Raw genomic sequence first — 21,395 nt, forward strand, 5'->3', positions numbered from 1 at the left:
GCCATGTCAATCGGAAAGCGTTTGAAGAAGGCCCGCGAGGGCGTCGATCGCGAGAAGCTCTATCCCCTCGCGGATGCCATCAAGATGGTCAAGGAGCGCGCCAAGTCGAAGTTCGACGAGACGATCGAGATCGCGATCAATCTCGGCGTCGACCCGCGTCACGCCGACCAGATGGTCCGCGGCGTCGTCAACCTGCCGAACGGAACCGGCCGTACGCTTCGCGTCGGCGTGTTCGCGCGGGGCGCCAAGGCTGAGGAAGCCAAGGCCGCCGGTGCCGACGTCGTCGGTGCCGAAGACCTGGTCGAGAAGGTGCAGGGCGGCGCGATCGATTTCGATCGTTGTATCGCCACGCCCGACATGATGCCGCTGGTCGGCCGCCTCGGTAAGGTGCTCGGTCCGCGCGGCATGATGCCGAACCCGAAGATCGGCACCGTGACCATGGACGTCACCAACGCCGTGAAGGGTGCCAAGGGCGGCTCGGTCGAGTTCCGCGTCGAGAAGGCCGGCATCGTGCAGGCCGGCATCGGCAAGGCCTCGTTCTCCGAGGACAAGCTGGTCGAGAACGTCAAGGCGCTGGCCGACGCGGTCTCCAAGGCGAAGCCGGCGGGCTCCAAGGGCACCTACATCCAGCGCGTGGCGGTTTCCTCCACCATGGGCCCGGGTGTGAAGGTCGAGCCGGGTACGATCCTCGGCTGAGATCCTTGGCCGTGACGAGATAAAGAGGGGCGGGACCGGGTAACCGGTTCCGCCCTTTGTTTTGCAAGAGCGTTTTCCAGCGAAGTGGGTGCCGGTTCGCGTGAAGAAAACGCGTCAGAACAACCAGCTGAAGCCTCTCGCAAGAAAGAAGAACAATGCCCGATAAGGTCCTGGTCTATTCGCGTTTTCCCAAGGCCCAGCTGATCCGCTTCGGCGAGCGCTATGAGCTGCTGAACGCGGCAGGCAAGCGATGGGACGAGGCGTTCCCGCCGGCCGAGCTCGCCGAGATCCGCGCCATCATCACTGCGGGCGGCACGGCGCTCGGCACGGAGGCCATGGACATGCTGCCGAAGCTCGGCGCGATCGTCTGCTACGGCACCGGCTACGACGGCGTCGATCTCGCCGCCGCCGCGAAACGCGGCATCGCGGTCGGTCACAGCCCCGGTGCCAATGCGGCGTCGGTCGCGGACACCGCAGTCACCTTGATGCTGGCGTCGGTGCGGCGGCTGCTGGTGGCTGACAATTACGTCCGGAGCGGCGACTGGGCACGTGCAAAGCCGTCGCCGATGATGCGGCCGCAGGCCGGCATGCGCGGCCGCAAGGTCGGCGTCTACGGCATGGGCGAGATCGGCCGCAAGATCGCCGCCCGCGTCGCCGCCTTCGAGACCGAGGTCGGCTACTTCAGCCGCTCGAAGCACGACGTGCCCTATCAATACTTTCCGACGCTGGAGGCGCTCGCCGATTGGTGCAGCGTGCTGCTGGTGGCCGTCCGCGCCGGCGCCGAGACCGAGCATGCGATCAATGCCGACATCCTGCGCCGGCTCGGCAGCGACGGCTTTGTCGTCAACATCGCGCGCGGCTCGGTCATCGACGAGACGGCGCTGGTCGCGGCGCTGACCGACGGCGTGATCGCCGGCGCCGGCCTCGACGTGTTCGCCAGGGAGCCGCATGCGCCCGATGCGCTGACCGCGTTGCCGAACGTTGTGCTGTCGCCGCATCTCGGCGGCCACACGCTGGAATCGCACGTCGCCATGCAGGATTGCGTGCTGGCCAATCTCGACGCGTTCTTCGCCGGCAAGCCGCTCGCCTATCCGGTGGCGACGGCGGCCTGACCGGAGCTTCAGCTCCGGCGCGGCGCGTGACGCAGCTTGTCCGGGTTGCGGACGATGTAGATCGCCGCAATCCGGCCGGTCTCGCCGTCGATCGCCATGCTCAGCGTGTGGTCGACTTCGCCATCGAGGAAGATCAGCGCGCCCGCGCAGCCATTGACCATCATCGGCTCGACGCGAACCTCGCTGCCGGCGTTCTTGCCGGCGATACCGATGATGAAGCGGACGATCTTCTCTGCCCCCTTGATCGGCTTCAGCGCCGCCAGCTTGCGGCCGCCGCCATCGGTGATCGCGATGGCATCCTCGCGCAGCAGGTTGGCGAGGGCGGAGACGTCGCCGCTGGCCGCGGCCTTGCAGAATGCCGTCAGCAGCCGTGCGTGGCCTTCGGGCGGCTCGACGGGAACAGGGCGGTTGCCGCGGACCGATCGGCGGGCGCGCGCGGCGAGCTGCCGGCAGGCCGCCTCGCTGCGCTCGAGGGTGCGGGCGACTTCCGCGAATGGCCGGTCGAACACGTCGTGCAGCAGGAACGCGGCGCGCTCGAGCGGCGTCAGGGCGTCGAGCGCCAGCATCAGCGCGAAGGAGAGATCGTCTGCGAGTTCGGTCGCCGCCTCGGCCGACAGCGTCTCGTCGAACACCGGCTCGGGCAACCAGGCACCGACATAGACCTCGCGCTGGGCGCGGGCGCTCTTCAGCCGGTCAAGACAAAGCCGGGTCACCACGGTGACGAGGAACGCCTCGGGATTGCGAACGTCGTCGGCCGCGGCGAACCGCAGCCAGGCGTCCTGGACCACATCGTCGGCATCGCCGCGGCTGCCGAGCATGCGATAGGCAAGCCCGGTCAGCCGCGCCCGATACGGCGCCAGCGGGTCGCGCTCAGGCAGCCTGCTTGATGACATCGATCTGATGGCCGGCCACGGTCACGCGGCGACACTCCCTGGCATATCCCAGCGCCAGCTTCATCATGGGGAAGATGCGGCCGATTTGTAGGGCCAAAGCGAGGTCGATCACGCCTTTTTCGCCCCAGCGCGCGCGAACCGCGTCGCGGCAGGCATCGTCGTCGGTCGAGCGCTGCACGATGGCGTTGGCGAAGTGGAAGCCGAGCGCGGTGTCCGCGGTCATGGCGGCAACATCGCGCCGGAGCACGGCGGTGACCTGCTGTTCCGCCATTCCGGCTCCGATCGCCATGTCGACGACGAGTTGCGCACAGGGACCGCAATCTTCCGCCAGGGCGCCGGTCAGCTTGGCGGCATAGAAGGCCTCAACCGGCGCGACCGCGCGGTAGGCGGCGGCCTTCATCGCGCCGGCGAATTTGAAGAACGCGGCGGGCGATTCCTTGAGCATGGTCTCGAGATAGGTGGTGTCGTAGCCGTAGCGCCTGGAATAGGCGCGCAGCATGCGGCGCGCGATGAAACTACGCATGTCTTCTCCTTGATTTGGCAGAGCGGAATAGAGGGCGAGCGCCGCGGGCAGGACGACCGCCACCAGATCGGATGCGGCGTGGCGGTCGTGGCCGCCGGCAATCATCACGAGATGCAGCACGCCGTGGCCGGCCAGGAACGCGGCGCCCGCGACCGCTGCCGGCCACCAGGCCGGCCACAAGGCTCGCGCCGCCAGGCCGAGCCCGGCTGCGATGAAGGCGATGCCGACATCCTGGACCAAATGAGGGTTGAACGGACCGGTATCGGCGGCGCCGGGCACAAACGACCACCAGAGGGAACCGGCTGAGAGCATCACCAGCCCATTGCCGAGGTTGAATAGGGCGAGAATTCCTGCAATCCATCGTTTCATGCGAGCCTCCAGCGCCAAGACGAGCGACGGAGACGGCGCGTGACGCCGTCCGGGAAGAAATTTTTCGCTGGGCCGGGCCGGTCGCCGAACTGGTCTGAAATTTGCTCTTGGCAAGCAGGGCAGGACCGGCTACATAGCGCCTTCCGGGCGTGCTGGCACTTGCTGGCATGTCCGTGCTCGCAATCCGAAAACCTGAGATGATAGGAGATCATTCCTTTCCGCATGCCCGCAAGGATGCTCGAAAGGAAGGAAACCCGTCGCCTCTGACGGCGTGAGAGCAGGGGCCTTCAGCGTGCTGAAGTGCCTCGATCCTGTCCAAGACTGCAGGCGCCCGCGAGAACTTCGTGTTTTCAACGGCTTAATCGCATGGCCTGCATAGACGGGTGAAGACCGGATTTTGCACCCCACGTCGCGATCAGTTCGCGGCCGGGAGGCTGGTTTGGTTCGAACCTCGACAGCCCATGGCCGCAAGGCTCTGGGAGGGCAGGCTTCTAGATGTCGTCTTGCCCGGCATGTCCGAAGGGTGTTGCGCCCCAAGGATCAGGTTTAGGGCGGGACGATGGGTGCAACCCGGCGGTCCTGTCCTCGCGGAAAGGCCGCCAACCGGAGAGAGCTTGCTGTGGAACGAGCGGCAAAAAAAGAGGCGGTCGAACAGCTCAATGAGGTCTTCAAGACCACGGGCGTCGCGGTCGTTGCTCACTATTCCGGCCTCACCGTGGCCCAGATGCAGAAGCTGCGCATGCAGATGAAGCAGGCGGGCGCGTCGGTGAAGGTCTCGAAGAACCGTCTCGCCAAAATTGCTCTTGAAGGCACTGACGTCGCAGCCATCGGTTCCCTGCTGAAGGGGCCGACCGTGATCGCTACTTCGAACGATCCGGTTGCGGCGCCAAAGGTTGCCATCGAATTCGCCAAGGCGAACGAGAAGTTCGTCATCCTCGGCGGCTCGATGGGCAAAACCGTCCTGAATGTCGACAGCGTGAAGGCGCTCGCCTCACTGCCGTCGCTCGACGAACTGCGCGGCAAGATCGTGGGCCTCCTCGTGGCGCCCGCGACCAAGCTCGCTCAGCTCTCCAACGCGCCCGCGGCCAAGCTCGCGCGCGTCATTCAGGCTCATGCCTCAAAGGGCGAAGCGGCCTGACCCCTTCGCTAATCTCAAACCTGGTTCGAACCAAACGTTTAAGGAACTGAACAATGGCTGATCTGCAGAAAATCGTCGACGACCTCTCGAGCCTCACCGTGCTCGAAGCGGCCGAACTCGCCAAGCTCCTCGAAGAAAAGTGGGGCGTGTCCGCCGCTGCCGCGGTCGCGGTTGCCGGCCCGGCTGCTGGTGGTGCCGCCGCTGCTCCGGCTGAAGAGAAGACCGACTTCACCGTCGTGCTGGCTGCCGCCGGCGACAAGAAGATCGAGGTCATCAAGGAAGTCCGCGCCATCACCGGCCTCGGTCTGAAGGAAGCCAAGGACCTCGTCGAAGGCGCTCCGAAGCCGCTCAAGGAAGGCGTCAACAAGGAAGAAGCCGACAAGATCAAGGCCCAGCTCGAGAAGGCTGGCGCCAAGGTCGAGCTCAAGTAATGCGCGATCCGGGAGCGCCGCAGGGCGCTCCCGGGCCATGCAAACGGCGTGCGACAGGTTGTCGCGTGGCGTGCCGGACACAAAAAAGTGTGGGGATCCGTGGACTTAACCCTCGAATCTCCTTTATTGCCATCCCATATCGGGTTGGCAGCGGAAAAACACGGTAGGCGGCGGGGGCGGCAGGGCACCCGGCGGAAGCCGTTGGGAGACAGTCAGATTTCGGGCTTTTTCAGTCCGTAAAGCGGAGCGTTTGGACGAGCGGGTGCAGTGATGCGCCCCGCGCGTCGTTTTGCGTTTTGGAGGTTATGGGGGCCGGGCCGGGGATTTAATTCCTGACTTTGCGCTTCGTTCCTTCGAGACGATTCGAAATTCAACCCGGGGCCGATGGCAGTCGCGTCCCGGAAGGTTCGCCCCACAAAGGCGACGAAAATGAGAGGCCACGATGGCGCAGCAGACATTCACCGGTCGCAAACGCGTACGCAAGTTTTTCGGTCACATCAAGGAAGTCGCCGAGATGCCGAACCTCATCGAGGTTCAGAAGGCGTCCTACGACCAGTTCCTGATGGTGGACGAGCCCGAGGGCGGGCGCCCCGACGAGGGCCTGCAGGCCGTGTTCCGCTCGGTGTTCCCGATCTCGGACTTTTCCGGCACCTCGATGCTCGAATTCGTCCGCTACGAGTTCGAGCCGCCGAAATATGACGTCGACGAGTGCCGCCAGCGCGGCATGACCTTCGCTGCGCCGCTCAAGGTGACGCTGCGCCTGATCGTGTTCGATATCGACGAGGAAACCGGCGCCAAGTCGGTGAAGGACATCAAGGAGCAGGACGTCTACATGGGCGACATCCCGCTCATGACGATGAACGGCACCTTTGTCGTCAACGGCACCGAGCGCGTCATCGTCTCGCAGATGCACCGTTCGCCCGGCGTGTTCTTCGACCACGACAAGGGCAAGACCCATTCGTCCGGCAAGCTGCTGTTTGCCGCGCGCGTGATTCCGTATCGCGGTTCCTGGCTCGACATCGAGTTCGACGCCAAGGACATCGTGTTCGCGCGCATCGACCGTCGCCGCAAGCTGCCCGTGACCTCGCTGATGTACGCGCTCGGTCTCGACGGCGAGCAGATCCTGTCGACCTTCTACAAGAAGATCACCTACAAGCGGACCAAGGACGGATGGCGCGTGCCGTTCGACGCCAACCGCTTCCGCGGCTATTCGACCGTCAACGACCTGATCGACGCCGACACCGGCAAGGTGGTGCTCGAGGCCGGCAAGAAGCTGACCGTGCGCCAGGCGCGCCAGCTTCAGGAGAAGGGCCTGAAGGCGCTGCGCATGTCGGACGAGGAGCTCGTCGGCAACTATCTCGCCGAGGATCTCGTCAACCCGAAGACCGGTGAGATCTACGCCGAAGCCGGCGAGGAGATCACCGAGAAGTCGCTCAAGGTGCTGAACGAGCAGGGCTACAAGGACCTGCCGTTGCTCGACATCGACCACGTCAATGTCGGCGCCTACATCCGCAACACGCTGTCGGCCGACAAGAACATGACGCGCGAGGACGCGCTGTTCGACATCTACCGCGTGATGCGTCCGGGCGAGCCGCCGACGCTGGATTCGGCGCAGGCGATGTTCCAGTCGCTGTTCTTCGACGCCGAGCGCTACGACCTCTCCGCGGTCGGCCGCGTCAAGATGAACATGCGCCTCGAGCTCGATGCGCCCGATACCCATCGTACGCTGCGCAAGGAAGACATCCTGGCGGTCATCAAGACGCTGGTCGACCTGCGCGACGGCAAGGGCGAGATCGACGACATCGACCACCTCGGCAACCGCCGGGTGCGCTCGGTCGGCGAGCTCATGGAGAACCAGTACCGGATCGGCCTGCTCCGCATGGAGCGCGCGATCAAGGAGCGCATGTCGAGCGTCGATATCGACACCGTGATGCCGCAGGACCTGATCAACGCCAAGCCCGCGGCTGCCGCGGTGCGCGAGTTCTTCGGCTCCTCGCAGCTGTCGCAGTTCATGGACCAGACCAACCCGCTGTCGGAAATCACCCACAAGCGGCGCCTGTCGGCGCTTGGCCCGGGCGGTCTGACCCGCGAACGTGCCGGCTTCGAAGTCCGCGACGTGCATCCGACGCATTACGGCCGCATCTGCCCGATCGAGACGCCGGAAGGTCCGAACATCGGCCTGATCAACTCGCTGGCGACGTTCGCGCGCGTCAACAAGTACGGCTTCGTCGAGACGCCCTATCGCAAGATCAAGGACGGCCGGGTCACCGACGAGGTGATCTATCTGTCGGCGATGGAAGAGGGCCGCTACCGCGTCGCGCAGGCCAACGTGCCGCTCGATGCCAAGGGCCGCTTCACCGACGACCTCGTGGTCTGCCGTCACGCCGGCGAAGTGCTGCCGGTGACGCCGGACAAGGTCGACTACATGGACGTGTCGCCGAAGCAGCTGGTTTCGGTCGCCGCGGCGCTGATCCCGTTCCTCGAGAACGACGACGCCAACCGCGCGCTGATGGGCTCGAACATGCAGCGCCAGGCGGTGCCGTTGGTTCGCGCCGAGGCGCCGTTCGTCGGCACCGGCATGGAAGGCGTGGTCGCCCGTGACTCGGGCGCGGCGATTGCCGCGCGCCGCTCGGGCGTGATCGACCAGATCGACGCCACCCGCGTCGTGATCCGCGCCACCGAGGATCTCGATCCGACCAAGTCGGGCGTCGATATCTACCGCCTGATGAAGTACCAGCGCTCCAACCAGTCGACCTGCATCAACCAGCGTCCGCTGGTGAAGGTCGGCGACATCGTCAAGAAGGGCGACATCATCGCCGACGGTCCGTCGACCGATCTCGGCGAGCTTGCGCTCGGCCGCAACGTGCTGGTCGCGTTCATGCCGTGGAACGGCTACAACTTCGAAGACTCGATCCTGCTCTCCGAGCGGATCGTGAAGGACGACGTCTTCACCTCGATTCACATCGAGGAGTTCGAGGTGATGGCCCGCGACACCAAGCTCGGTCCTGAGGAAATCACCCGCGACATTCCGAACGTCTCGGAAGAAGCGCTGAAGAACCTCGACGAAGCCGGTATCGTCTACATCGGTGCGGAAGTCCGCGCCGGCGACATCCTGGTCGGCAAGATCACGCCGAAGGGCGAGAGCCCGATGACGCCGGAAGAGAAGCTGCTCCGCGCCATCTTCGGCGAGAAGGCCTCCGACGTCCGCGATACCTCGCTGCGCGTGCCTCCGGGCGTGCAGGGCACCATCGTGGAAGTCCGCGTCTTCAACCGCCACGGCGTCGACAAGGACGAGCGTGCGCTGGCGATCGAGCGGGAAGAGATCGAACGTCTGGCCAAGGACCGCGACGACGAGCAGGCGATCCTGGACCGCAACGTCTACAACCGCCTCGCCGAGCTGCTGGAGAACCGCCAGGGCATCGCCGGCCCGAAGGGCTTCAAGAAGGATACCAAGATCACCCGTGCGGTGCTCGACGAGTATCCGAAGTCGCAGTGGTGGCTGTTCGCCTCGCCGAACGACAAGCTGATGGCCGAGATCGAGGCCATGCGGAAGCAGTACGACGAGTCGAAGAAGGGCCTCGAGCAGCGCTTCCTCGACAAGGTCGAGAAGCTGCAGCGTGGCGACGAGCTGCCGCCCGGCGTGATGAAGATGGTCAAGGTCTTCGTCGCGGTGAAGCGCAAGATTCAGCCCGGCGACAAGATGGCCGGCCGTCACGGCAACAAGGGCGTGGTGTCGAAGATCGTGCCGATCGAGGACATGCCGTTCCTCGAGGACGGAACGCATGCCGACATCGTGCTCAATCCGCTCGGCGTGCCTTCGCGCATGAACGTCGGTCAGATCCTCGAGACCCATCTCGGTTGGGCCTGCGCCGGCCTCGGCAAGCGCATCGGCCAGACCATCGACGCCTACTATCAGAAGCAGGATCTCAAGCCGCTGCGCGAGACCCTGAAGAAGATCTACGGCGAGGATGAAACCATCAAGTCGCTGAACGACAACGAGCTGGTCGAGCTCGGCCGCAATCTGAGCCACGGCGTGCCGATCGCAACGCCGGTGTTCGACGGCGCCAAGGAGGCCGACATCGAGGAGATGCTGAAGCTCGCGGGCTTCGACGCCTCCGGCCAGTCGACCGTCTATGACGGCCGCACCGGCGATGCGTTCGATCGCAAGGTGACGATGGGCTACATCTACATGCTCAAGCTGCACCATCTCGTGGACGACAAGATCCACGCGCGTTCGATCGGTCCGTACTCGCTCGTCACCCAGCAGCCGCTGGGCGGCAAGGCGCAGTTCGGCGGCCAGCGCTTCGGCGAAATGGAGGTCTGGGCGCTGGAAGCCTACGGCGCCGCCTACACGCTGCAGGAGATGCTGACCGTGAAGTCGGACGACGTCGCCGGCCGTACCAAGGTGTACGAGGCGATCGTGCGCGGCGACGACACCTTCGAGGCCGGTATTCCGGAATCGTTCAACGTGCTGGTCAAGGAAATGCGCTCGCTCGGCCTCAACGTCGACCTGCACAATTCCAAGGTGGGACCGGCGCCGACGTCGGAAGCGGCCGAGTAACGCTGTGATTGACGCCCGGCGCGAAAGCGCCGGGCCTTCGCGCTCCGCTCGGACGTTGAGTGGGGCGCGCGCTGAATAAAACTTTCGAATTTGCTGCCGGTGACGATCGGCACGCGAGGAGAAGACCATGAATCAAGAGATTATGAATCTTTTCAATCCGACGACCCCGGCCCAGGTCTTCGACCAGATCCGGATTTCGATCGCGTCTCCGGAGAAGATTCTGTCCTGGTCCTACGGCGAGATCAAGAAGCCGGAGACCATCAACTACCGCACCTTCAAGCCGGAGCGTGACGGCCTGTTCTGCGCGCGCATCTTCGGGCCGATCAAGGACTACGAGTGCTTGTGCGGCAAGTACAAGCGGATGAAGTACAAGGGCATCATCTGCGAGAAGTGCTCGGTCGAGGTGACGCTGTCGCGCGTCCGGCGCGAGCGCATGGGCCATATCGAGCTGGCGGCGCCGGTCGCCCACATCTGGTTCCTGAAGTCGCTGCCCTCGCGCATCGGCCTCCTGCTCGACATGACGCTGAAGGATCTCGAGCGGATCCTGTACTTTGAATACTACGTCGTGCTCGAGCCGGGTCTCACCGCGCTGAAGGACCGTCAGCTGCTGTCGGAAGACGAGTATCTGAAGGCGCAGGACGAGTACGGCCAGGATTCCTTCACCGCCATGATCGGCGCGGAGGCGATCCGCGAGCTGCTCAAGGGGCTCGAGCTCGAGAAGCTCGAGGCAACGCTGCGTGCCGACATGGCGGAGACCGACTCCGACATCAAGCACAAGAAGCTCGCCAAGCGTCTGAAGATCGTCGAGGCTTTCCGCGTTTCCGGCAACAAGCCGGAATGGATGATCATGACGGTCGTGCCGGTGATTCCGCCGGACCTGCGTCCGCTGGTGCCGCTGGACGGCGGCCGGTTCGCGACCTCCGACCTCAACGACCTGTACCGCCGCGTCATCAATCGCAACAACCGCCTGAAGCGGCTGATGGAGCTGCGTGCGCCCGACATCATCATCCGCAACGAAAAGCGCATGCTGCAGGAGGCCGTCGACGCACTGTTCGACAACGGCCGCCGCGGCCGCGTCATCACCGGCGCCAACAAGCGCCCGCTGAAGTCGCTGGCCGACATGCTGAAGGGCAAGCAGGGCCGGTTCCGCCAGAACCTGCTCGGCAAGCGCGTCGACTATTCCGGCCGTTCGGTGATCGTGGTCGGTCCCGAGCTGCGCCTGCATCAGTGCGGCCTGCCGAAGAAGATGGCGCTCGAGCTGTTCAAGCCGTTCATCTACTCGCGGCTCGACGCCAAGGGCCTGTCCACTACGGTGAAGCAGGCCAAGAAGCTGGTCGAGAAGGAGCGTCCGGAGGTCTGGGATATCCTCGACGAGGTGATCCGCGAGCATCCGGTGCTGCTCAACCGCGCGCCGACGCTGCATCGCCTCGGCATCCAGGCGTTCGAGCCGGTGCTGATCGAAGGCAAGGCGATCCAGCTGCATCCGCTGGTCTGCGCCGCCTTCAACGCCGACTTCGACGGCGACCAGATGGCCGTGCACGTTCCGCTGTCGCTCGAAGCGCAGCTGGAAGCGCGCGTCCTGATGATGTCGACCAACAACATCCTGCATCCGGCGAACGGCCAGCCGATCATCGTGCCGTCGCAGGACATCGTGCTCGGCCTCTACTACGTCTCGATCATGCGCGAAGGCCTGCCCGGCGAGGGCAAGATCTTCGGCGACATGGCCGAGCTCGAGCACGCCCTGCATTCGAAGGTCATCCACCTCCACACCAAGATCAAGTACCGGTGGGAAGGCCTCGACGAGGAAGGCAAGCAGTCCAAGCGCTGGATCGAAACCACCGCGGGCCGCGTCATGCTCGGCAACCTGCTGCCGAAGAACCCGAAGATCTCGTACGACATCATCAACAAGTTGATGACCAAGCGCGAGATTTCCGGCGTGATCGATCAGGTCTACCGGCACTGCGGTCAGAAGGAGACGGTGATCTTCTGCGACCGCATCATGGCGCTCGGCTTCTACAACGCCTTCAAGGCGGGCATCTCGTTCGGCAAGGACGACATGGTCGTGCCGGCGTCGAAGTGGAAGATCGTCGATCAGACCCGTACGCTGGCGAAGGATTTCGAGCAGCAGTACAATGACGGCCTGATCACCCATGGCGAGAAGTACAACAAGGTCGTCGACGCCTGGTCGAAGGCCGGTGAAGAAGTCGCCAAGGCGATGATGAAGGAGATCTCGTCCACCAAGAAGACGGCAGCGGGCGCGGATGCCGACATCAACTCGATCTACATGATGGCGCACTCCGGTGCGCGTGGTTCGCCGGCCCAGATGCGCCAGCTCGCCGGCATGCGCGGCCTGATGGCCAAGCCGTCGGGCGAGATCATTGAGACGCCGATCATTTCCAACTTCAAGGAAGGTCTGTCGGTGCTCGAGTACTTCAACTCGACCCACGGCGCCCGCAAGGGCCTCGCGGACACCGCGTTGAAGACCGCGAACTCGGGCTACCTGACCCGCCGTCTGGTCGACGTCGCGCAGGACTGCATCATCACGCAGACCGATTGCGGCACCACGCTCGGCATCAAGATGCGCGCCATCGTCGACGCCGGCACCGTGGTCGCCTCGCTCGGTTCGCGCATCCTGGGCCGCGTGGCCTGCGATGACGTGCGCGATCCCGCCACCAACGAGGTCATCATCAAGCGTGACACCTTGATGGAGGAGAGCCACGTCGATGCGATCCAACAGGCCGGCATCCAGGAAGTGAAGATCCGCTCGGCGCTGACCTGCGAGCTGATCAACGGCATCTGCGCCAAGTGCTACGGCCGCGATCTGGCTCGCGGCACGCCGGTCAACCACGGTGAGGCCGTCGGCGTCATCGCGGCGCAGTCGATCGGTGAGCCCGGCACGCAGCTGACGATGCGCACGTTCCACATCGGCGGCGCCGCGCAGCTCAACGAGCAGTCGTTCGTCGAATCGAACTTCGACGGCAAGATCGTGATCAGGAACAAGGCGATCGCCCGCAACAGCGAAGGCAGCCTGGTCGCGATGGTGCGCAACATGGTCGTTGCGATCGTCGATGCCGACGGCACCGAGCGTGCGACCCACCGTATCCAGTACGGTTCGAAGATGCACGTTGACGAAGGCGACATGGTCAAGCGCGGCCAGCGCATCGCCGAGTGGGATCCCTACACCCGCCCGGTGCTGAGCGAAGTCGAGGGCACGATCGGTTTCGAGGATCTGGTCGAAGGCCAGTCGATCTCGGAAACGCTCGACGAATCGACCGGTATCGCCAAGCGCGTGGTCATCGACTGGCGCACGACGCGCGGCGGCTCGGACCTGCGTCCGGCCATCGTGGTCAAGGGCAAGGACGGCAAGGTGATGAAGCTCGCGCGTGGCGGCGATGCCCGCTACATGCTGTCGGTCGACGCCATTCTGTCGGTCGACATCGGCGGCAAGGTGATGCCCGGCGACATCCTGGCGCGCATCTCGACCGAGAGCGCCAAGACGCGTGACATCACCGGCGGTCTGCCGCGGGTGGCGGAACTGTTCGAGGCTCGCAAGCCGAAGGATGCGGCGATCATCGCGGAGACGGCGGGAACGATCCGCTTCGGCCGCGACTACAAGAACAAGCGCCGCATCTCGATCGAGCCGATGGACAAGACCGAGGAGCCGCGCGAGTACCTGATCCCGAAGGGCAAGCACATCCACCTTCAGGACGGCGATATCGTCGAAAAGGGCGATTTCATCGTCGAAGGCAATCCGGCGCCGCACGACATCCTGGCGATCAAGGGCATCGAGGAACTCGCTGCCTATCTGGTCAACGAAATCCAGGAGGTCTACCGGTTGCAGGGCGTGCTCATCAACGACAAGCACATCGAGGTGATTGTCCGTCAGATGCTGCAGAAGGTCGAGGTCACCGATCAGGGCGACACCGACATGATCTCGGGCGAGCAGGTCGACAAGATCGAGTTCGACGCGCTCAACACCAAGGCCAAGGAGGAGGGCAAGAAGCCCGCCACGGGTACGCCGGTTCTGCTCGGCATCACCAAGGCGAGCTTGCAGACCCGCTCCTTCTTCTCGGCGGCCTCGTTCCAGGAGACCACGCGTGTGCTCACCGAAGCTGCCGTCAACGGCAAGGTGGACCCGCTCGAGGGCCTCAAGGAGAACGTCATCGTCGGCCGCCTGATCCCGGCCGGCACCGGCGCCTCGATGGCGCGGATCCGCGAAGTCGCGGTCAAGCGCGACAAGCTGATCCTCGACGAGCGCGAGAAGCAGCAGGCGGCGATCGTGCCGACGGCTCCGGAAGCGGAGCCGCTGGCGCTGCCGCCCGCGGAATAGGCATCCGCAAGACTACGGGTATGGCGAGAAGGCCGGCGTTTAGCCGGCCTTTTTGCTGCTTTCTTTGCTTGCTGCGGTGCAGGGACGCAGTTTGTTCATCTTTCCTTCAGGCAAAAAAGTGCCTTTGCTAGGGTGACTTAGACCGGCTGTTTGGCTCGCGCCGGAGACGACGGAATCCATATGCTCGACTTGGCTATCGTAGGCGGCGGCCCCGGGGGGCTGATGAGCGCCTGGTATTTGAAGCGCAAACTCGGCGACCTCTGCCGCGTTACCATCTTCGAGGCGTCGAACCGCCTCGGCGGCAAGATCGTCACGCGCAAATTCGACACTGCGCCCGCGATGTATGAGGCCGGCGTCGCCGAGATCTATGATTACTCGATGACGGGGCCGGACCCGCTGCGCGAGCTGATCCAGCATTTCGGCCTGCAGACGATCCCGATGGATGCCGAGCAGGTGCAGCTCGACGGCGAGCTGCTCGCCGACGTTCCCGGCATGCGCCGCAAATACGGGGCGAAGACCGCGGCCGCGATCGAGGCGTTCCGCAGGCGCTGCAGCGACCTGGTGTCGCCGATCGAATATTACGAGGGCGTCGGCGCCCACGACAACGAACACCCGTGGGCCTACAAGACCGCCGAGCAGGTCCTCGACGAGGAGGTCGAGGACGCGACCGCCAAGCGTTTCTTCAAGGTGATGGCGCGTTCCGACATCGCGACCGAGAGCCACAACACCAACGGCCTCAACGCGCTGAAGAACTACGTGATGGACGTCGACGGCTATATCGGCCTGTATTCGATCCAGAACGGCAACGAGCAGCTGATCGATTGTCTGCGTTCGGAAGTCAGCGCCGACATCCAGCTCAACCATCGTGTGCTCAAGGTCGGCAAGACCGCCGATGGCCGCTACCAGCTCAACATGATGAACGGCAAGGGGCCGGAGACGCGCGACTTCGATCTCGTGCTGGTCTGCCTGCCGCACTCCTGGCTCGCGACCATGCGCTGGGACGGCGAACAGCTGCGCAAGTCGATGGTCAAGCACGTCGCCTATTTCGACCGGCCCGCGCATTATCTGCGGGTCTCGATCCTGTTCGACGAGCCGTTCTGGGGCGAGAAGATCCCGGGCGCCTGGTTCATGTCGGAAGCGTTCGGCGGCTGCTGCGTCTACAATGAGGGCGCGCGCCACGATGTCGGCAAGCACGGCGTGCTGAACTGGCTGATCGCAGGCTCGGATGCGCTTGCCTTCGCCAATCTCAGCGACCAGGAGCTGATCGACGCCGCGTTGAAGTCGCTGCCGGCCTCGCTCGGCGATGCGCGCGAGCATTTCCTGGAAGGCAAGATCCATCGCTGGCTGTCGTCGGTCAACGCGCTGCCGGGCGGCCTGCCGGTGCGCGACGTCATGACCAACCACCGCCCGGAGCCGAAGGAGCACCCCGGCATCGTGGTGGTCGGCGACTATCTGTTCGATTCGACGCTGAACGGGCTGCTCGATTCCTCCGATGCCGCGACCGACATCATCCTCACCGAGATGATGCGGCTGCGCCGCGCCCGCGCGCAGGACGAGGGCGCGCTGTCCGACAAGATCGATCGCAGCTATTTCGACAATTATCGCGGCGCCGGGCCCTACAGCGAGGCCTGGCGCAACTTCACCGACCCCGCCTATCTGACGGACCTGATCAAGACGGTGTGGGGCAGGGCGAAGGGCTACAAGCTGCTGATCGCCGGCTCCGCCAGCGGCGAACTGGTCGGCGCGCTGCGCGAACGTGGCATCGATGCCTGGGGCATCGAGAACAACCGCTACATCCACGGCAAGACGCCTAAGGCGCTCAAGAAGTACAACAAGCTCGGCTCGATCGCCGACATGCCGTTCAAGGCCAACGAGTTCGACTTCGTGTTCGAGACCTCGCTGTGCCATCTCGGCGAGAAGCAGGTCGTGCGCGGGGTGCGCGAGCTCAACCGCGTGGTCAAGACCGGCGTCGTGTTCGCGTCGGTGACCTCCGACATGGCGCCGGCGGTGATCGATCGCTACGACCTGCTGCGCGGGGTGAAGAAGCTCGGCACCTGGTGGGAGTGGTCGGAATTGTTCTTCGGCAACGGCTTCGACCTGTCGATGCACCGCCGCGACTGCACCGATGCGCTGTGGACATTGACGCTGGCCGCCAACAAGGGGCCGGGGCAGTGGTACGCCGACTCCGACAGCCTGCGCTATTCCTTCTTCGACAAGGTCGAAGCCGACCTCGACGACTAGCGGCACCGAGCGGAAGCCTTTGCCGCCAGGCGACCGGCCTTGTGTCGACCAGCTGTCAAACGGCGGCAATGCTGTGCTCCGCGATTCCGCGCGAGCGTGCGGCGGCGCGTCGGCCGTTCCAAACGCTTTGCCGAATTCGTCATGATCGCATAGAATTGCGGCCGCAGTGTTATCAGCTGCGGTTTCGATTTGCGGTCATGCCGGCCGTGGAGCATCGGTTGGTTTCATGGCGCCAAAACCTCCTGCATCAGACGATCCGACGAGAGCGGCGGCCGACGATCCCGAGCTGAAGAAGAAGCCCGCGTCCGGTCCGCCCGCGGCGGCCGCCTCCACAAAGCCAGCCGCGGCGCCGGCTGACGACGAAGAGGATGAGGACGCGGACGACGAGTTCGAGCTCGATGACGACGATGATGACGAGGACCTCGTCGTCTTCACCGCCAAGGAAGCCGCCGGCGCGCTCTCCACGATCTTTGGCTTCGTCAGACCGATCCTGGCGAACTACAAGAAGCCGTTCGCCTGCGTCGCCTTCGGCGTGCTGGTCGAGACGTTGTTCAACGTCATCATGCCGCTCAGCCTGAAATTCCTGATCGACGACGCGCTCGGCGAGGAGGACTTCGGAGCCCTCTACAAGATCCTCGGCGTGCTCGCGGTGGCCGGTATCGTCACCTCGATCATCGCGGTCTGGTACGAACGCTGGGATGCGCGGCTCGCCGCCGGCATCATCGCCGACGTGCGGACGCGGCTGTTCGACCATGTCCAGAACCTGCCGTCGGCCTATTTCGCGCGCACCAAGCGCGGCGAGATCCTGTCGCGCTTCTCGATCGATCTCTCGGCGTTCGAGGGCTCGGTCAAGACCTTTGCCAACAGCGCGGCGCTGCCGGGCCTCGAGCTGGTCGCAGGCATCATCCTGATGCTGTTCCTGAACTGGCAGCTTGCCGTGGTCGCCTTGCTGGTGTTTCCGATCACCCTGATCGGGCCGCGCATCCTGACGCCGAAGGCGGTGCAGGCCAACTACGAGCAGAAGCAGAACGAAGCCGCGCTGCTCGGAATCGTGCAGGAGAACGTTGCCGCCCAGGCGGTGGTGAAGGCGTTCAATCTGCAGCGCCGGGCGCTCGGCTGGTTCACGATGCGCAACCGCGACGTCCGGGCCAAGGCCGCGTCAGCCATGTTCCTGTCGACCATGGTGGAGCGCACCGTCACCATAGCGGTGTTGCTGCTCCACCTCGTGGTGCTGGCGATCGGCGCCTATCTCGCCACCAAGGGGCAGATCACCGTCGGCACCTTCGTGACCTTCGAGAGTGCGTTCTGGGAGGTGTCGTACAACATCGCCCATCTGATGCACTTCATCCCGGTGTCGATCCAGTCGGCGGCAGCGGTGCGGCACATCCAGGAACTGCTCGACGAGCCGACCCGCGGCGCCGACCGTCCCGGCGCGCCGGATCTGCCGCGCATCACCAACGACATCTCCTTCGATCGCGTCACCTTCCAGTATGAGGGGGCGCAGACGCCGGTGCTCGACAATCTCAGCCTCAAGCTCAATGCCGGCAAGAGCATTGCGATCGTCGGTCCCAGCGGCTCGGGCAAGAGCACGCTGATCAACCTGATCCTGCGGCTCTACGTGCCGGACGAGGGCCGCGTCGCCATCGACGGCGTCGATATCCGCCGGGTGACGCGCGAGTCGCTGCGGGCGAACATGGCGGTCGTGTTCCAGGAGAACATGCTGTTCAACATGTCGATCCGCGAGAACATCCGGCTCGGCAAGGAAGGCGCGACCGACGCGGAGGTCGAGGACGCCGCCCGGAAGGCCGAGATTCATCGCTACATCATGAGCCTGCCGCAGCGCTACGACACGCCGGTCGGCGAGCGCGGCGATACCCTGTCGGGCGGCCAGCGCCAGCGCATCGCGATCGCGCGCGCGATCATCCGCAACCCGTCCGTTCTGCTGCTCGACGAGGCGACTTCGGCGCTCGACCAGACCACGGAGGCTGCGATCAACCGGACGCTGCTCAAGGTCGCCAAGGGCCGCACCATGATCTGGTCGACGCACCGCCTGACTTCGGTGGTCGAGATGGACGAGATCATCGTGATCTCCGGCGGCAGGGCGATCGAACGCGGCTCGCACGAGCAACTGCTCGCCCGCAACGGCGTCTATCGCAAGCTGTGGGACGATCAGGGACATCTGAATCACGACGAGGACGCCGACGACGCGGATGATGACGATGATGAAGATGAGGACGAAGACGAGGATGAGGAGGCGTGAGGCCCGCGCCGCGTCGCGGGCGATGGCCGAGCGGTAGATTTTACTTTTACGCCCGGTCAGCGGCTTGCGGACGTTGCCGGAAGTGATTGGCCGGCCGCGTCGTTGACGCCGCCGCCGCGGGGTTGTGCAGCCGGCGCAGCCAGCCGCGGCCGAGATAGCCGAAAAAGCGTGCCCAGCGCTGGGCCTGCCAGGTGGGCCCGCTGCCGACCGACACCTCGCGGAAGCTGAATGCCTTGGCGTTCGACCAGGCGTCGCAGGCGGTCTTGACCGGATCATCGTAGAACGCGGTGATCTTCTCCTCGCCCATGCCGTCGGTCGACAGCCAGGCCGGGATGTGGACGTTGCAGAGCTGGACGACGTCGGTGAAGACCTTGTCGGTGCCGGTTCCGGTGACGGGGCAGGTGCTGGCGAAGGCATCACCGACCAGCGCGATGCCGGCCTGCCGATAGCCGGTGCTGACATAGATGTCGGCGGGCCTGATCTTGATATCGCCCGCGATGTCGAACTCGCCGGTGAGCCGGCGCAGCCGCGGCAGCGCGGCGTTCAGCGTCTCGACCGGATTGCGCCGCATCGCCCGCAGCCAGGGATCGTCGGCCTTGCGATAGGTGAAGAGGTTGGCGCGCATCCGGTCTCCGACCGGAAACAGCGTAATGTAGGGGATGCGGTCGCTCGGCCGCTCCGAGAAATAGGTCATGGCCGCGAACGGGAAGGCGGGGCGGCCGACGGGGACGAAGTCGAACCCGAGCGAGATCGAGTGGCAGAAGCTCGTGACCAGGCGCTCGATGCCCAGCATCCGGCGCAGTCCGACGTTCAGGCCGTTGGCAAGCACCACAAGGCGCGCCGAGATCTCCTCGCCATCGGCAAGCACGAGCCGCTGCCGCTCGGAGCTGGTCGCGACGTTGATCACCTTGTCGCAGACGAATTCCGCCGGCCCGGCGATCTCGTTCCGAATCGCAGCGATCAGCGCGTCGTACATGATGCCGTATTGCCGGCTCGGCTGCCGGTCGAGCAACCGGCCGAATCGCGCGATCCAGTTCTCGCCGTCCAGTGTCGCCGAGCGGAGCACCGACTCGGCAAGGCCGGTCCTGGCGAATCGCTCGAGCTGGAGGTCGCCGCCGATCTTTTCGACACGGAAATCGAACGGATAGACCTGGTGGGGGTCGATCAGGACCGTCGGTATCCCGGCACGGCCGAGCATGGCGGCTGCGGTCGAGCCCGCAAGACCGCCGCCGATGATCGCGATGTCGGTGTACCGCATGAGAATTCCGTGGCTGTGACCCCGATTTTTGCGCTGCGAATGGCAAATAAAGGCTTAGTTTCGAAGTTTGCCTTCGGGACTAACTTGGGGAGAGTTGTTTCTATTCATATTTTACCCGGATATAATGTGATTCCGCACGCGCCCGAAGATTCGGATGATGGGCGCGGGGAGGTTGGTTGGCGGTCACATTTCGCTTGCGCCGAACCTCGGCGAAATGCGAAATCCGCAAGTGCCAGAGGCGTTTCTTTGCTTGTCGTTTTGCTTGACTTCACTATCTCTCGATTATACAAGGCGCCCACTTAACGACAGGCGGTGAGCTACGCCAGCGTCGGAACGGAACACCCGAAGGCCCTTTTTGAGGAGCCGGACGGGCACCAACCTCGACGAATGCCGCTCAAACGCTGTCGATGATAGCTAGGCAATGCCAGGACGATATTAGTTCTCTTGAGCACGTCCTCTTGAGAGTGATTTCGGATGCATGACCTCGGTGGCGGACCGAACAGCGAACGCTGATCGGTTCGGGATCGCGGTCCTCTGTGGCGTCGATGCGCTTTCCGCTCAGCGATGAGTGGTTGGCGCGATTTCGCTTTGCGCGGTTGTTTGTTCCGTGTCGAGTGGGCCGTGCGGGACGGCTAGTCCTGAGAAGAAATTTGCGGAGCCATTCAAGGTTTTCGCGCGAACTAAAGGGTGAAGGCTGCATGCCGACGATCAACCAGCTGATCGCAAATCCGCGTGAAGTGCAGAAGTCGCGTAAGAAGGTGCCGGCGCTGCAGCAGTCGCCGCAGAAGCGCGGCGTGTGCACGCGCGTCTACACCACGACCCCGAAGAAGCCGAACTCGGCGCTTCGTAAGGTCGCCAAGGTGCGCCTGACCAACGGCTTCGAGGTGATCGGCTACATCCCGGGTGAAGGCCATAACCTGCAGGAGCACTCGGTGGTCATGATCCGCGGCGGCCGCGTCAAGGACTTGCCCGGTGTGCGCTACCACATCCTCCGCGGCGTGCTGGATACCCAGGGCGTCAAGAACCGTAAGCAGCGTCGTTCGAAGTACGGCGCGAAGCGTCCGAAGTAAGCGGGAACCGATCAGATGTCGCGTCGCCATTCTGCCGAGAAGCGTGAAGTTCTTCCGGATCCGAAGTTCGGGAACATCATCATTACGAAGTTCATGAACTCGGTGATGTACGCCGGGAAGAAGTCGGTTGCCGAAAACATCGTCTACGGTGCGCTCGGCATGATCGAGGCCAAGACCAAGCAGAACCCGCTCGGCGTGTTCGAGCAGGCGCTCGAGAACGTGATGCCGACCATCGAGGTTCGTTCCCGCCGCGTCGGCGGCGCGACCTACCAGGTTCCGGTCGAAGTCCGTTCGGTGCGCCGTCAGGCGCTCGGCATCCGCTGGCTGATCTCGGCCGCCCGCGAGCGCAACGAGAAGACCATGACCGAGCGTCTCTCGGCGGAGCTGCTCGACGCCTCGAACAATCGCGGCAACGCCGTCAAGAAGCGTGAAGACGTGCACCGGATGGCGGAAGCCAACCGCGCGTTCTCGCACTATCGCTGGTAAGGCGAACAACGGAATTTAAGGAACAGT

At 64.3% G+C, this 21,395-nt stretch carries 13 protein-coding genes; 10 read left to right on the plus strand and 3 right to left on the minus strand.

The window, feature by feature from the left end; translation table 11 throughout:
- Nucleotides 1-3: 3 nt before the first annotated feature.
- Both rplA and JEY66_RS20060 read left to right on the plus strand, forming a co-directional pair.
- Nucleotides 4-696, plus strand: coding sequence for a 50S ribosomal protein L1 (gene rplA / locus JEY66_RS20055; RefSeq protein ID WP_018272150.1), 693 nt, complete (start codon nucleotides 4-6; stop codon nucleotides 694-696).
- Nucleotides 697-851: 155 nt separating this feature from the next.
- The gene (locus tag JEY66_RS20060) at nucleotides 852-1,808 is read left to right on the plus strand and encodes a 2-hydroxyacid dehydrogenase (RefSeq protein ID WP_018272149.1); all 957 of its coding nucleotides are present in this window, start codon (nucleotides 852-854) and stop codon (nucleotides 1,806-1,808) included.
- A gap of 8 nt (nucleotides 1,809-1,816) precedes the next feature.
- Here JEY66_RS20060 and sigJ read toward each other — a convergent pair whose 3' ends face one another.
- Together sigJ and JEY66_RS20070 are read right to left on the minus strand one after the other, a co-directional pair.
- Nucleotides 1,817-2,701: an RNA polymerase sigma factor SigJ gene (sigJ, locus tag JEY66_RS20065; protein ID WP_018272148.1), complete on the minus strand. Its 885-nt coding sequence runs from the start codon at nucleotides 2,699-2,701 to the stop codon at nucleotides 1,817-1,819.
- Nucleotides 2,679-3,593, minus strand: a complete 915-nt coding sequence (locus JEY66_RS20070; RefSeq protein ID WP_051110113.1) for a hypothetical protein — start codon at nucleotides 3,591-3,593, stop codon at nucleotides 2,679-2,681. Before JEY66_RS20070 ends, sigJ begins: the two co-directional genes overlap by 23 nt.
- A gap of 619 nt (nucleotides 3,594-4,212) precedes the next feature.
- Here JEY66_RS20070 and rplJ point away from each other — a divergent pair.
- The 6 genes from rplJ (at nucleotide 4,213) to JEY66_RS20100 (ending at nucleotide 18,554) form a co-directional block, all read left to right on the plus strand.
- Nucleotides 4,213-4,731: a 50S ribosomal protein L10 gene (gene rplJ, locus JEY66_RS20075; protein WP_018272146.1), complete on the plus strand. Its 519-nt coding sequence runs from the start codon at nucleotides 4,213-4,215 to the stop codon at nucleotides 4,729-4,731.
- Between the two features lie 53 nt (nucleotides 4,732-4,784).
- The gene (rplL, locus tag JEY66_RS20080; protein ID WP_016847588.1) at nucleotides 4,785-5,162 is read left to right on the plus strand and encodes a 50S ribosomal protein L7/L12; all 378 of its coding nucleotides are present in this window, start codon (nucleotides 4,785-4,787) and stop codon (nucleotides 5,160-5,162) included.
- Nucleotides 5,163-5,604: 442 nt separating this feature from the next.
- The gene (gene rpoB, locus JEY66_RS20085; protein WP_018272145.1) at nucleotides 5,605-9,723 is read left to right on the plus strand and encodes a DNA-directed RNA polymerase subunit beta; all 4,119 of its coding nucleotides are present in this window, start codon (nucleotides 5,605-5,607) and stop codon (nucleotides 9,721-9,723) included.
- A gap of 127 nt (nucleotides 9,724-9,850) precedes the next feature.
- Nucleotides 9,851-14,053 (plus strand): DNA-directed RNA polymerase subunit beta', encoded by a 4,203-nt coding sequence (rpoC, locus tag JEY66_RS20090; protein WP_016847590.1) that lies wholly within the window; start codon nucleotides 9,851-9,853, stop codon nucleotides 14,051-14,053.
- 180 nt (nucleotides 14,054-14,233) lie between these two features.
- Nucleotides 14,234-16,294, plus strand: coding sequence for an FAD-dependent oxidoreductase (locus JEY66_RS20095; protein WP_026192896.1), 2,061 nt, complete (start codon nucleotides 14,234-14,236; stop codon nucleotides 16,292-16,294).
- A gap of 226 nt (nucleotides 16,295-16,520) precedes the next feature.
- On the plus strand, nucleotides 16,521-18,554 hold the full coding sequence (locus JEY66_RS20100) for an ABC transporter ATP-binding protein (RefSeq protein WP_018272143.1): 2,034 nt from the start codon (nucleotides 16,521-16,523) through the stop codon (nucleotides 18,552-18,554).
- A 46-nt stretch (nucleotides 18,555-18,600) separates the two neighbouring features.
- Here the strand turns inward: JEY66_RS20100 and JEY66_RS20105 are convergent, their stop codons facing one another.
- A complete protein-coding gene (locus JEY66_RS20105; protein WP_018272142.1) occupies nucleotides 18,601-19,812 on the minus strand; it encodes an FAD-dependent oxidoreductase in 1,212 nt (403 codons plus the stop codon).
- A gap of 698 nt (nucleotides 19,813-20,510) precedes the next feature.
- Between JEY66_RS20105 and rpsL the strand changes: the two genes are divergently transcribed.
- Entirely contained in the window at nucleotides 20,511-20,882 is a 372-nt protein-coding gene (rpsL, locus tag JEY66_RS20110) for a 30S ribosomal protein S12 (protein ID WP_006611834.1), read from the plus strand.
- A gap of 15 nt (nucleotides 20,883-20,897) precedes the next feature.
- Nucleotides 20,898-21,368 (plus strand): 30S ribosomal protein S7, encoded by a 471-nt coding sequence (gene rpsG / locus JEY66_RS20115; RefSeq protein ID WP_016843741.1) that lies wholly within the window; start codon nucleotides 20,898-20,900, stop codon nucleotides 21,366-21,368.
- The last annotated feature ends 27 nt before the right edge of the window (nucleotides 21,369-21,395 follow it).

Origin of the sequence: Bradyrhizobium elkanii USDA 76 (assembly GCF_023278185.1) — a bacterium.
In the GTDB taxonomy this organism is placed as follows: domain Bacteria; phylum Pseudomonadota; class Alphaproteobacteria; order Rhizobiales; family Xanthobacteraceae; genus Bradyrhizobium; species Bradyrhizobium elkanii.